General features: G+C 33.1%; 13 protein-coding genes and 1 pseudogene. 6 read left to right on the plus strand and 8 right to left on the minus strand.

Annotation, left to right across the window (positions count from 1 at the left end; all coding sequences use genetic code 11):
• The 7 genes from F1592_RS13020 to F1592_RS13050 all read right to left on the minus strand — a co-directional run.
• On the minus strand, positions 1–141 hold a 141-nt coding region (locus F1592_RS13020), incomplete at its 3' end, for an SAUGI family uracil-DNA glycosylase inhibitor (RefSeq protein WP_262926632.1).
• Between the two features lie 519 nt (positions 142–660).
• Positions 661–2,286, minus strand: coding sequence for a cassette chromosome recombinase CcrB (ccrB, locus tag F1592_RS13025; RefSeq protein ID WP_149809692.1), 1,626 nt, complete (start codon positions 2,284–2,286; stop codon positions 661–663).
• 19 nt (positions 2,287–2,305) lie between these two features.
• The gene (gene ccrA, locus F1592_RS13030; protein WP_070678277.1) at positions 2,306–3,655 is read right to left on the minus strand and encodes a cassette chromosome recombinase CcrA; all 1,350 of its coding nucleotides are present in this window, start codon (positions 3,653–3,655) and stop codon (positions 2,306–2,308) included.
• Between the two features lie 191 nt (positions 3,656–3,846).
• Complete coding sequence (locus tag F1592_RS13035) at positions 3,847–4,125, minus strand: hypothetical protein (protein ID WP_031903869.1); 279 nt, start codon at positions 4,123–4,125, stop codon at positions 3,847–3,849.
• Between the two features lie 70 nt (positions 4,126–4,195).
• A complete protein-coding gene (cch1, locus tag F1592_RS13040; RefSeq protein ID WP_149809693.1) occupies positions 4,196–5,983 on the minus strand; it encodes a cassette chromosome replicative helicase in 1,788 nt (595 codons plus the stop codon).
• Positions 5,983–6,276: a cassette chromosome ssDNA-binding protein gene (ssb, locus tag F1592_RS13045; protein ID WP_037576829.1), complete on the minus strand. Its 294-nt coding sequence runs from the start codon at positions 6,274–6,276 to the stop codon at positions 5,983–5,985. Before ssb ends, cch1 begins: the two co-directional genes overlap by 1 nt.
• Positions 6,277–6,447: 171 nt before the next feature.
• Positions 6,448–7,959, minus strand: a complete 1,512-nt coding sequence (locus F1592_RS13050) for a hypothetical protein (RefSeq protein ID WP_149809694.1) — start codon at positions 7,957–7,959, stop codon at positions 6,448–6,450.
• Positions 7,960–8,784: 825 nt separating this feature from the next.
• Between F1592_RS13050 and F1592_RS13060 the strand changes: the two are divergent.
• Positions 8,785–9,088, plus strand: a pseudogene (locus F1592_RS13060) (poly(glycerol-phosphate) alpha-glucosyltransferase); the annotation flags it as partial.
• A 129-nt stretch (positions 9,089–9,217) separates the two neighbouring features.
• Here F1592_RS13060 and F1592_RS13065 read toward each other — a convergent pair.
• Positions 9,218–9,565: a MerR family transcriptional regulator gene (locus F1592_RS13065; RefSeq protein WP_149809695.1), complete on the minus strand. Its 348-nt coding sequence runs from the start codon at positions 9,563–9,565 to the stop codon at positions 9,218–9,220.
• Positions 9,566–9,642: 77 nt separating this feature from the next.
• On the opposite strand from F1592_RS13065, the gene F1592_RS13070 reads away from it, so the two are divergent.
• From F1592_RS13070 to F1592_RS13090, 5 genes are all read left to right on the plus strand, one after another.
• Positions 9,643–10,326, plus strand: a complete 684-nt coding sequence (locus tag F1592_RS13070; protein ID WP_149809696.1) for a type 1 glutamine amidotransferase domain-containing protein — start codon at positions 9,643–9,645, stop codon at positions 10,324–10,326.
• A 21-nt stretch (positions 10,327–10,347) separates the two neighbouring features.
• Entirely contained in the window at positions 10,348–11,013 is a 666-nt protein-coding gene (locus F1592_RS13075; RefSeq protein ID WP_149809697.1) for an SDR family oxidoreductase, read from the plus strand.
• 3 nt (positions 11,014–11,016) lie between these two features.
• Entirely contained in the window at positions 11,017–12,021 is a 1,005-nt protein-coding gene (locus tag F1592_RS13080) for an NADP-dependent oxidoreductase (protein ID WP_149809698.1), read from the plus strand.
• Positions 12,022–12,029: 8 nt separating this feature from the next.
• Positions 12,030–12,395, plus strand: a complete 366-nt coding sequence (locus tag F1592_RS13085) for a DoxX family protein (protein WP_149809699.1) — start codon at positions 12,030–12,032, stop codon at positions 12,393–12,395.
• Between the two features lie 537 nt (positions 12,396–12,932).
• Positions 12,933–13,086, plus strand: a 154-nt coding sequence (locus F1592_RS13090; RefSeq protein ID WP_223197249.1) for a cadmium resistance transporter, incomplete at its 3' end; no start/stop codon positions are given.

Genomic DNA, 13,086 nt, shown 5'->3' on the forward strand with positions numbered 1-13,086 from the left:
AAGTGGGGTATGGTCTACAAAGCGAGTAGGAAGTATATTTTCTGCTGCTTCTTCTAACGCTTCACATTCCCATGTTTCGTTGTTAGATAGTTGGAATAGACGAGTTATATATTGTTTGAGTTCTTGAGTGGTTGTTTTCATATCATTGCCTCCTAGATAGTGTGATAGTGATGTAGTTGATATACATCATTGGGATAATATATATTTGATTTGTCATTTATTACGAATCCCGGTGGGAATAAGAGAAAATTCCATATAAAAACCCGCTACAAACGTTGGTGTAACAAGGAAATCCCGGAATCCCACTCATTTTGACGAACAATCAACTCATTATTTATAAGTATTGATGATAGGATTGGGTCTCTGCTTCCTTATATATATTATTTATTTATAAAGAATAACGGGATTTTGGTATTGTGCTTGCACAATCCTTCTGCTTCTTCGAATCTGCAAATCCCATTCCTTTCCCGGTAAAAAATCATCGTGGGATGTTCTTTAGCAATTTCAATATAAGCTTCGTGTAGTAGTAGATAGATGATGTCAATTAGATATCTCATTAGATAAGTGTTATTGAAATTGATAAAGAGAATTCTAAAAATGGTTAGATAAAATAAGTGAAAGAAGATAGGAAAGATTATTGTCAAACAATAGTTCTATTAGCTAAATAGTAAGATATAGGGTTTGTGGCAAAAATAAAGACGAAGTGCTGAGAAGCACTTCGTCTAGATTATTATTATTGAAAAGTTGTTTAATAATTTCATTATTAAGTTTTAGTGTAACAAAGAATTGCTTTTTATGATTCTTATCTTTACGAATGTCAATACGGTCAATAACCGTTAGGTACAAAGCTTTGAGCTGTGATTTATCCATGGATTCTATATTTTGAAATATTCGTTGTAATAAAGCAGCGATTTGTTTAGTATCATAAAATGGTTTCTCTTGATTTTGTTGGTGCTTGAGTTGATTAATTTGGTTTGTGATATCATTCAGTTGTGTTTCATATTGATGAATGGTTGGTTTGAGTGCAGATGTTAAGTCTGGATTGTCTTCGATGGTTTGAATTAGATTTTTAAGTTTAGTGCTAATTTCATCAAATTGTTGTTGTTTATAAGCAATATCATGGTTAAGTGCAGCTACATCGACTTGATTCTCTTGATTGACATGTTCGACAACTTGTTTGAGAACTTTATCACTTTTGACAATTTCAAGTATTTGGTCCATAACATATTTTTCAATGACATCGGCTCTAACACTATTCGCAGAACATACCTTTGAGCCTTTATTTCGAAAATTACTACACGAATAGTAACGAATACGTTTTTTAGTGCCATCTTTAAGTGTGTTTGTGGTGTTACTCGCAGCCATAGGTGCAGAACATTGGGGACACGAAATTAATCCAGTTAAAATATTGGTTCCTTTACCATGGACTTGTGGTTTTTCACTTACTTGTTTCTTACGTGCTTGCACTTTATCCCATAATGATTGACTAATAATAGGCGTGTGTTTACCTTCAGCGATTACTGGCTTATCGTTTAATCCTTTACGTCGTTTATCATTCCAATCTTTGTATTTCGCGAATTGAATTTTACCAATATAGAATGGGTTTGAGAGAATATAAGTAACAGCTGAAATACTAAATGGATTACCTTTCTTAGTGACATAACCTTTATGATTGAGTGCATTGGCTATTTTACGATAACCATGACCTTTGGCATAAGATTCAAAGATATATTTAACGATGTTAGCTTCATGTTGATTAATCATTAATTCTTTTTTATTATCAGGTATGTTATTATATCCTAATGGAAGATTGCCTTGATAATAGCCCTCTAAAGCTCTTTGATGTTGCCCGGTGTAAATATTCTCTAAAATTGTATTTCTTTCAAATTCGGAAAAACTTGCAAGTATCTGAAGCATTAACTTGCCTGTTGAATTTTTGACTTCCATGCGTTCAGACAAGCTAAAAAATTCAACATTTTGGCGATGAAGTTCTTCGACGATTGTAAGTAAATCGGAAGTATTACGTGCCAAACGATTTGTTTTATAAACCATAACACAGTCTAATTTTCCATTTTTAGCATCATTTAACATGCGCTGTAATTCAGGACGGTTCATAGATTTTCCTGATATACCCCGATCTGCATATATATCAACAAGTTCATAGCCATTAAATTGGCAATATTGCTCTATTTGTGTAATTTGTCCCTCTATGCTATAACCCTCTACTTGTCTCTCTGTGGACACGCGAATGTACGCTCCGATTCTCTTCTTCTTCATTTCATTCATATTTTTTCATCCTTTCTGATTAAGCAATCGATGATTGCGTTTTTTGATTGACGATGTTTAAGGGCTCGTTTTTGAAATAGATACCCGTAAGTGTTTTATTTTTGGTAATATGAATTTCATCAATGTAAGGGTACAATATGTTTAATGTGAAACGTTGTTGCATGACATTTTGTAAAGCTTTTTGAATTTGATGCGTATGGATTGATGTTATAGGTTTTGACTGTTGTAGAAATGATTGCGTTTGTTCTCTGAATGTTTCTGCATCAATTTTGCCTTGGGCTAATTTTTCTATCAGTTGTTCTTGCGTGACTGTACTTTTAGCTTCTATGTCTTTTTGTTTTTTGAGTCGTTGTTGAATTGTATGGTTGATTTTTGAATACAGATGTTGATTTTGAAAGAAGTCTTTACATGTAGATAAGACACTCGCTTCTAATGCTTGTGCGTTGATGCCCTTGAATTCACAGACAAAACGAGGTGCATTCAAATTTTGAGGACAGACATAATAACGTAATGTATGGTGCTTTTTTCTAATGGTCATATTTGTAAGTGTTGAGCTACAACACGGACATTTGATTTTTTGTTTGAGTTGATTAGCTGAAGATGTCCGTTTGAGTTGCTTTTGTGAACGTATCGCTTGAGCTTGTTCATATATATTAGTCGAAACAATAGAAGAGAACATGTTGTCATATTGTCCGTATTGATTAATGACTCGACCACAATAATTAGAGTTCATGATAATATTACGTACTTGATAGGGTTTACGATTGATAAATTTCTCATTAGCTTCTAAGTATTGCGCAATTTTTTTATAGCCATATCCTTGAAGATAGTAACTGAATACAGCTTTTACGGTTGGTGCTTCTGACTTGTTTATTGTGAATGTCCCATTATGATAGTGATAGCCAAAGGGTGCATGGGTCGTGATGAGTTTACCTTGTTTCGCTTTTTCTTTGATTCCATTTTTTACTTGTTCGCCAATATTATCTGATTCGAGTTCGGCCAAGCTGATGAAAATATTGAGTTTGAGCCGATCGAATGCTTTATCCATGTCGAAGTAGCCATCATGAACGCTTAAGATATGAACATGATACTTTTGACACAATTTCATGAGTTTTAATGCATTTTTTAGGTTACGATGAAGTCGATTCAGACGATAGCAACATAATACGTTACATTGTCCTTGTTGAATCAGTTCAGTAACTTGTTGGTAACCATTTCGCTTATCAGTGCGTCCTGATTGCTTATCGCTATAAAAGGTAATGTGTTGAATACTGTGTTTTTCGGCTAGTGCTTTGATGGTCTGTTTCTGTGCTGCTAGAGATTGTTGTTTGAGTGTACTTTGACGTAAGTAACCAATTGCTTGTTTCATCTTATTTCCTCCTTCCAAAGTGATAATATATATTTATGAACGAATTTATAGATAAGCCCAACACCTGGCTGGTGTTGGGCGTTATTATTAGTCATCAGCGTGGTTAATTTCTTCAATCACTAAATCAGCGAGTAATGTGATTAATTCGTCCATATTATTCCTCCCAATTGACTTTGATAGTAGTAAAAGTGTTATACCAACATCGGAAATATTGTAATGAATTCGATATTTAGCTTTGAGCAGAGTCTGTCCAATTCAGAGTAATCTTCATAGGTGCCCCAAAAGACAATACGTTTAGGTTTGATGTTTTTAAGTTTAATGTCATTTATTAATTGGTTATCGTTGTCATAAGCTTTTGTAATTTTATAACCATTTGACTTACAGAAAGTTTTAATGTCATCAATAGGCGTGTTTTCTAAAAATTCAGATCTTTCATCTGTAATATTATGTGTTAATGCAATTACGTTCATAATTTTTTCCTCCGATTGATTTAATGAGCTACAACGCGTTTATAGCGTTGTAGCGGTATAACATTCAAATTTATAGTTCTAAATCGTCACTTGCTTCTTTTTCTCTGGCTTGATTAACAAAGTCATTAAGCAAATTTTTATTTGTATTATCAACGAATGGTGGTGGTATACTAGGTTCTGTTTTAGAACTCAAACCAAACATTGAAGCATAAGTCATATCTAGCTTAAGATGGTAAAAGACAATAGTCTTCTTATTGCCATTAGAATCTGGAACGCTACGTTTTGTTGTTTTACGGTTCCGATCTGAATGGATATAACCTTTGTCTCGTAAAGCATCAATTACAATATTTACATCTTGGTATTGATTCTCTTCTAACATATGTTTAAAAACATCTTTAAGTATCTTGACTTGAATGTGATCGTCTTTCAGCTCAATAAGGCCATAATTTTCAATCATTGTGGAGAGTTTTTCATTTTCCGCAAACTTACTACGATTGCGTGCCACGAACTGAACCACACTATCAATCGCTTTGGCCGCCAAATTGCGTTCACTTACGGAATCTACATGATAACTAACTAAGTACTCTCTAACTGCGACCAAATCGATAGGGGTTGCAATTACACGTTCTAATATTCTTGCTGATGTCGTTATTGTTGCATAGCGTTTGAACATTCGAATACCTACATTGTTTGTTTCACTGTTAAGCTGAGTTTTGAACCAATCGTGTTCTCTATGAAACCACTTGATTACTTCAGATTCACGATTTAGAAGATATTCAGCTACTAACGGCATTACGTGTCCATAGTTTTTTGATGTTCCTTTTTTAATGGCGTCCGCATTGTCAGCGCTTGTCGTAAAGGCTTCAGATATTTCGATGCATCTTGCTCTCAAACCATCATTTGCACTAGCATCTTTGAATATTGTGTGTTCTGCTGTACTAATCACACTAGATCCAAAGTGGTGAGGATTTTTTACATTTCCTTCTCGATTAGCACGTAGACGACCTTGCCCCTCTGCTAGGGAATAAAGTAGACCATTTGTATCTTTAAAGGTAGCTGCTGATAATTCGTCTAAAGCAATAGGAACACCAAAATTGTTACTTAAGTATCCTTCAATTGCATTACGGGTGCCGTTCCAACCTCTGAATAATGTTTGGTCACCTTTAGATGGATTACCTGCAATTGAGACTGCTAATGCCGCTGCAGTCGATTTGCCCGTACTAGAGTTCCCCATAAATGAAAATATCGTGCCAAAATATTCGACTTCATGCTTTGTTTTTAAGAACGCAGTCACTAATGAAGAAACACCAAATATCACAGCAAGCTCCAGTAACAAGTTTCCTTTTACTTCATCAAGATACATTTGCCACCAGCCTTCAAATGTACCTTTAGGTTGTAAGTCATACTTTGTTTCACAAATGATTTCATCAGCCTGAGACTGCTCGATGTCTTTTGAAAGATATGGTTCATCTAATGAAATGACAGTACCTTCATCAGTACTTAAGACACCTACACCTGTATACAATGTAGAAATGGGAAGTGATTGACGCATTAATTGTAGTGCATTACCTAGCGATTTAATGTACTTTTCATTGATGCTGAACCCAAACATAACCAGTCTAGGTAACTTTTGTGTCGTTAGAATATCTGACGTTTCAATACGTTCAATATTTTTGCCATCCGTGATAGTCAATTTCTCAACCCCTGTAGTAGGGTCGAGAAATTTGTTTTCTATGATGATTGGACTAGATAAACGAATTATCTTATCTTCGTCATTTTTGTTTTTTGCTCGAATAAGTTCATACCATGCAGTTGAATCTAACCAGTATGGATATTGCTTGAATATGTTGTTAGTCATTAGTTGTTACCGCCTTTCCAGTTACTTTTGTGACGCATTGGATTTGGTCCTGTTTTACGATACACTAAGTTCCCGTTGCTATTCTTACCAATAATGACAAATGGAACACTTGGCGTGTTCTTTACAAAGTATGCAAACCAGCGACCAACATCTTGTTGTACGTCAGTTGAACATGTAACGTTGGACGCCAAATTTAAATCGTTAAACGTAAAATCTTTACCAATTGCTAAATTAAAAGCAACACCACAAGCGCGTCTTTTTAACAAAAGAAAGCAATAACTTTTTTTGCTCATATAAAATTCCTCCTAATAATTAAAATCATCAAATTTGATGTAATTACATACTAATCCCTCACAAGTAGGCTTAGTTTCAAATTTTCCAGGGGAATTTTAGGACATTGATATAAAGGGATTTAAAAGAAAAAATACCTATCGAATACATGTATTCGATAGGCAATTAATTTATTAAAAATAAATATTTCTATGCTTTTTACTGTTTTTAAAACGTGATTCATAAAATTTACTAATAAGTTGAGTCATTAATGTATCACGAAAATCGTTAGGATTAGAGGTCAAACCATATCTATTATAAAATGTTCTTATGTCATAGTCAGCAAGTGTTGAAAGTAGTTCACTTTCAATAGTTGAAGTTAGCTTGCGATTCATTTGAATGGTTTCAGCAATTACCGATTTTAGATTTGAATTTCTAGCATAGCCATTAATTAAATTTTCTATATGTTGTGATTTTTGATTGTATTTTTCAATCCAACTTTTTAAGTCCTGTTTAAGATTACTTATTATATGTAAAGATACTAGTATGTCTTGCTCTGTTGCTTTTTGCATTATGGTACTTACAGTTTGAACTAGTTCGTCTAATAAATCTGAAATAGCAGTAAATAGGGTAAAATGAAATGTATCTTCAATAGTTGTCTTATAATAGAGTTCATTATAACTGATTAGATTTTCCTCCTCCATGAATTCATCAATTTTTTCTTTTGACTGTATAATGTCATCAACAGTTATTGTTTTTCTGCGCAAGCTTTCATTTGCAATACTGCGAATAAATTTAAAGTAAGGGTCATTTTTATCGTATAGATAAAGTGAAACACCAATAGCAGCTTGTCTGAATTGATCGATATTGTCAGATTGTTCTAAAGAATCATTTTTATGAGTTGACGGTTTAATACTATTTGCAATGTCAAAATATTGGGAGTCGCTTTTTCGTTGTTTAATTAAGTTTTTATTAATTAATTTTATAAAATAGTTTGACTTATTTTGACTTAATATGCCTTTTTCCAGATAGGAGTCCTGCTTTTCTTTATATACAATATATTTAGTTAAGAAATCACTTATTAAAATGTCATTATATGATTCTGCAGTTAAGTCTTGATGGTTCTTTATAATTTCATTTTTAAGTTTGTTGAATTCTGAAGATGAATTTAATTTATCTTTGTTTTTATTCATTTTAATTTGAATATCCCATTTTTTAAGATTTATCTCACTCATTATTTGTCTTCTTACATTTTCAGCAGTTTGTTTAGCAAATTCTGTTTCGTCAGAAATGGCAAGTAAGAATTCATCAAAGTATGATTCTATTGTTTTTAAATCTAAGAATAGAAGAACGGAAGAACCTTCTTCAATGATTTCTTGTGATATATCATCAATATCAATTTTACTTTGACTATCTATAAAAAATGATAATTTATCATTTTTGAAAATTTCCGATTGATATATGTTTGGGACATTGTCAGTAAAGATGCCGTTTGAATCTGATTTCACTGTATGTTGTTCAAATATTTGATCTGATTGATTTATAAAGTAGCTAATATAAACTGTCTCATTAGGTAATGATCTTCCTTTAATTAAGTTATTTTTATCAAATATGATGCTTTCTGGCACAAACTCATTGCTGATTTTATGTATAAAATAGTTAAATTTCTGAAACCATAATTCTATTTTCCATTTGTTTTTTATCATACTAATCATCCATTTCTATAAACTGTTAATAATTTTGAATGGTATAAATATTATAAGATAGCAAGTGTTGTTTTAATATGCTTAGTCTTTTTTGCAGTTTTTTTAAATCAGACTCTATGTCTTTTATAGCTTTCTCAATATCATTGATCATTGGTTTATTAGCTTTAAAAAAAGCAATTTCATGCTCATCTTTCTCGGATGGCTATTTAATCAGTTTCGAGTTATGTTATGAGTATATTCATCTCTATACTTTACGGTACGAATAGGACTGTTTTTATTAAGTATATTCCCTAATTTGTTAAAAGTTTCATTGTCAGAAGACTTTAATTTGGCTACTAGTTCTTTTTTAAAACCTAATTCTAATTTAACTTCATAAGAATGGGTTAATTCTCTTACTAATGTATACATTAAATCGTGTAAAGTATGTAAAAAATGAAGGGCTATGTTTGATAATAAAATACCCAAGTCATTATATTTTTATCTTATTAATAGTTTTCATGCTTATTAAGCCAGAATCAACAAAGTATATGTCAGGATTTTCTTTGGTGATTTCCATACTTACATTTTTGACGAATATGTATTATAACGGTAAAGCTGAAGAGCATAAAAGAATTTCAAACACCCTACTATTTTTGTTTGATAGCACTAAATATTCATAGGAATTAAGTGAGGACTTTGTAAAGAATAGCATACAGATAGATATCTTTAACTTTAGTAATGAGTCATCTTTAGTAACAAATGATAAAGCTAAAGCACATTATATAGGGAAAAACAAAAATTTTATATATTTAAAAAATGTTTGTGGGATAGCTAAGAATGTAATTGTTGAATAATGTCAAAATGTTATTTGAAATGTTTATAGAGAAAAAATACTGGAAATATCATGATCACTGGTTAGGATATTGTACAAATGAATTGATACAAATTGACCCACAAGAGAAATATTATAAATTTGGCATTCAGATCGTATCCAGTTATTTAGATCATATGCAACAAAGGGAAACGTCATTCCCAACATTTTTAGAAATGTTAATGGCAACTTATCACTTAGTAGAAAAAGCAAAAAAAGACAGTCTATGCTGAACTTATTGAAACTTATTTAGATGAAGAAAAATTCATTCCAGCTTTGCCTATCCACCTATCGCCTTTACCTACACACTTCATCTTTAAAATCTAAAATTTCCTTATGCTTATTCATTAACTATCCCTCCATACTCTTCTCATCGTTCTTTTAATTCACACACTCACTTTTCCCTCGTTACTCAGTCATGGCAGTTTGTAATTCTTGTTCAATTAAGTCGATATGTGTACTGATCAAATTCCGTTGTTCATTCAAGAATTCTAGGTGTGCGCGTAACACGCTTGGGACATCTATTTGGTTTTGATAAAGCATGTCTGTGTTTTTTCGGATTTTTTTTAATGGCATATTCAAATTGCTTAGGCACTGGATAAATTTAATCATTTCGATATCGTCGTCTGTGTATAAACGCTTGTTATTGCTATCTCTGTCGATGTGTTTCAAGATATTCTTTTTCTCGTAATAACGCAGTTTGCTTTTAGGTATATTGCAATAATCTGAGACATATTCAATGTAATATTGTTTCATGTAAGCATATCCTTTCTCTTAAACCAAGGTTTAACTGATATCGTATTCTATATAAACATGAATGAGGAGGAAAGACAATGAAAAAAGCTTTAATTGTTGTAACAAACATTGCGAAATACGATAATTTAGAAAGACCTACAGGTGCGTGGTTCTCAGAGGTTACGCACTTTGCGAAAGATTTCTATGACGCAGGTTATGATGTTGATTTTGTAAGTCCGAACGGTGGGTATGTTCCTCTTGATCCTATCAGTCTTAGCCCTGAAATGATGGGAGCCGAGGACTGGGAATACTACACGGATCATGATTATATGAATAAATTTGGACAAACATTATCTCCAAAAGAGGTTAATCCTAGCGACTATCAAGCCATTTACTTTGCAGGTGGACATGGTGCGATTTGGGATTTTAGAAATAACAAAGAACTTAACGACATTGCGTTAAGTATTTACAATAACCAAGGCGTTCTCTCTTCTGTATGTCATGGTGCGGCTGGTCTACTAGACATTAAAGAAAATGGCGATTACCTCGTTCGTGATAAAGACGTGACTGGTTTTACAAATAGTGAAGAACAAGCAAATGGTACAACTGAATACATGCCATATTTATTAGAAGACGAATTTATTAGTAACGGTGCACATTTTAAAAAAGAGGATGACTGGAGCAATTTCGCAGTCGTAGATGGTCGCATTGTGACTGGTCAAAATCCTCAATCAGGACATGCTGTTGCTGAACATGCTTTAAAAATCTTAGCTAATCAATAATTTCATAAAGGAGCGATACACATGAAATCATTAATTATTGGTGCTAATGGTGGCGTTGGTCAACATCTTGTAAGTAAACTGAAAGCACGAGATGTTGATTTTACTGCCGGTGTTAGAAAAGAAGAACAAGTTGAAGTTTTAAAAGCAGATGGTATTGATGCAACTTACATTGATGTTGCAAAACAATCTATTGATGAATTAATAGAATTATTTAAACCGTATGATCAAATCCTTTTTTCCGTCGGTTCTGGTGGGAGCACAGGTGACGATCAAACAATTATAGTAGATTTAGACGGTGCAGTGAAAGCAATTAAAGCAAGTGAACACGTCGGTCGTCAACACTTTGTTATGGTATCAACGTACGACTCACGTCGAGAAGCTTTTGATGCGTCAGGCGACTTGAAACCATATACCATTGCTAAACATTATGCGGATGACTACTTAAGACATGCAAATTTAAAATATACCATCGTGCATCCAGGCGCTTTAACAAACGAACATGAAACGCAACAATTCAATATGAGTACGCAATTTGAAAATGTACAAAATCCGTCTATTACAAGAGAAGATGTAGCAGAAGTGCTTGTTTCTGTATTAACTGATGAAGTATTACAAGGTCACGAATTCCAAATCATCAATGGTGATTTGTCATTATCAGACGCAACGACTAAATATCTGGAGGAATAATAAATGAATAATCAACAAGTTGTACTTGCAAAACGACCACAAAGTATCCCTCAAGACGATGTATTTAGATTTGAAACAATAGAAACTCGAGAACCACATGCAGGTGAGGTTCAAGTAGAATCCATTTATGTATCTGTAGATCCTTACATGAGAGGCAGAATGAATGATACAAAAAGTTATGTTCAACCTTTCCAAGTGAATGAGCCATTACAAGGTCATATTGTTGGAAAAGTCACACAATCGAACGATGAACGTCTATCTGTCGGCGATTATGTCACAGGCATATTACCATGGAAAAAGATAAATACAGTGAATGGAGACGATGTGACCCCTGTGCCATCAAAAGATGGACCATTACATTTATATTTGAGTGTTTTAGGCATGCCGGGAATGACAGCCTATACAGGGTTGCTTCAAATTGGTCAGCCACAATCTGGCGAGACGGTTGTCGTGTCAGCTGCATCAGGTGCAGTAGGCTCTGTCGTAGGACAAATTGCTAAGATTAAAGGCGCAAAAGTTGTCGGTATTGCTGGTGGTAAGCAGAAAACAACATATTTAACAGATGAATTAGGATTTGATGCGGCCATTGACTATAAACAAGATGATTTCGCACAGCAACTCGAAGCGGCTGTACCAGATGGTATTGATGTGTATTTTGAAAATGTTGGCGGCGCAATTTCTGATGAAGTGTTTAAATACTTAAATCGATTTGCACGCGTTCCGGTATGTGGTGCAATTTCAGCATATAATAATGAAAAAGACGATATTGGACCACGTATCCAAGGAACGTTGATTAAAAATCAAGCATTGATGCAAGGTTTTGTAGTAGCACAATTCGCTGATCATTTTAAAGAAGCAAGCGAACAACTCGCACAATGGGTGTCTGAAGGTAAAATTAAATTTGAAGTGACGATAGATGAAGGTTTTGACAATTTACCTTCTGCATTTAGAAAGTTATTCACAGGAGAGAATTTTGGTAAACAAGTTGTCAAAGTCGCTGAAGAATAGAGAAGACTATGAAAAATATCATCGTAAGATTCATATTTAGTTTACTGTTTTATAAAAGTGGTGTTTCACACTTTAAAAATAAAGATATGTTTTTAAAAATCGTGCCGTTCTATTTACCTTTCAAACACGCAATAGTTAAGTGTTCGGGCATATTAGAATTTATAATTGTTTTTTATGTACTCGGTGCTAAAAATAGATCACGCGTAAGAAAAGTAGTACAAGGATTCCTTTGGCTCGTATTTCCTGCAAATATTTACGCTGCACGTAAGAACATCTCTTATAAAGATGAAAGAGATAGAACAGATAGTGTTAAGCAGCATGTCATTCGTTTACCATTACAATTTGTCATGGTCGCACTTGCGAAACTATTATAAGACTTATCATAGCCACGCCTGGAACATTACTTTTGTTCCAGGCGATTTTTTAATATTTACACTTAAAATCGACGTATATCAAATGATTCTCTTGACAACGCTTATGTGCTCTTTGTTTAAATAAGCTCATATCAGACATTTACTTTTCAATTTTTCTATAGTGATAAGCTTCTAAATTAAGAAAAGCATAAGTTAATTTGCGTGTATGAGTATAAGAATAAATAAAATAATTATATTTTCATATAATTATTATGTGGCATTGTACCATTAATGTAATAATGTGGCCTGTAAGACAAATATGAGGAGGGTTCTATAAGGTGCTTCTTATTATTGAAATTGTTAAAAAAACAAAATGCAATGAACTGACAAATTAAAATCGCTTTAAGTCGTATTCTCAAAGAATCTATAAATCACTCGTATATACACAGCCCCTTACTATCAGTTAAAGTGTCACTTTTCGGTTCTAATATTTATTATTCATAAGATATGCAATATATGATACAATTCATTCAAATGTATATTTGAATGAGGTGCTCTATGGTTCAGACTATTATAACTGCGGCAATACTTTATATTGCAACTGCGGTAGATTTATTAGTGATTTTATTAATATTTTTTGCTAGAGCAAAGACTAGAAAAGAATATAGGGATATTTATATAGGTCAATATCTAGGATCGATGATCCTCATAT

Origin of the sequence: Staphylococcus sp. GDX7P312P (assembly GCF_008385775.1) — a bacterium.
Lineage (GTDB): Bacteria > Bacillota > Bacilli > Staphylococcales > Staphylococcaceae > Staphylococcus > Staphylococcus haemolyticus.

Excerpts from the sequence above, each read along its gene's own strand:
- F1592_RS13065 (WP_149809695.1), bottom strand. The coding sequence starts at position 9,565 with ATGAAACAATATTACATTGAATATGTCTCAGATTATTGCAATATACCT.
- F1592_RS13085 (WP_149809699.1), top strand. The coding sequence starts at position 12,030 with ATGAAAAATATCATCGTAAGATTCATATTTAGTTTACTGTTTTATAAA.
- F1592_RS13075 (WP_149809697.1), top strand. The coding sequence starts at position 10,348 with ATGAAATCATTAATTATTGGTGCTAATGGTGGCGTTGGTCAACATCTT.
- ccrA (WP_070678277.1), bottom strand. The coding sequence starts at position 3,655 with ATGAAACAAGCAATTGGTTACTTACGTCAAAGTACACTCAAACAACAA.
- cch1 (WP_149809693.1), bottom strand. The coding sequence starts at position 5,983 with ATGACTAACAACATATTCAAGCAATATCCATACTGGTTAGATTCAACT.
- ssb (WP_037576829.1), bottom strand. The coding sequence starts at position 6,276 with ATGAGCAAAAAAAGTTATTGCTTTCTTTTGTTAAAAAGACGCGCTTGT.
- F1592_RS13050 (WP_149809694.1), bottom strand. The coding sequence starts at position 7,959 with ATGATAAAAAACAAATGGAAAATAGAATTATGGTTTCAGAAATTTAAC.
- ccrB (WP_149809692.1), bottom strand. The coding sequence starts at position 2,286 with ATGAATGAAATGAAGAAGAAGAGAATCGGAGCGTACATTCGCGTGTCC.
- F1592_RS13080 (WP_149809698.1), top strand. The coding sequence starts at position 11,017 with ATGAATAATCAACAAGTTGTACTTGCAAAACGACCACAAAGTATCCCT.
- F1592_RS13070 (WP_149809696.1), top strand. The coding sequence starts at position 9,643 with ATGAAAAAAGCTTTAATTGTTGTAACAAACATTGCGAAATACGATAAT.
- F1592_RS13035 (WP_031903869.1), bottom strand. The coding sequence starts at position 4,125 with ATGAACGTAATTGCATTAACACATAATATTACAGATGAAAGATCTGAA.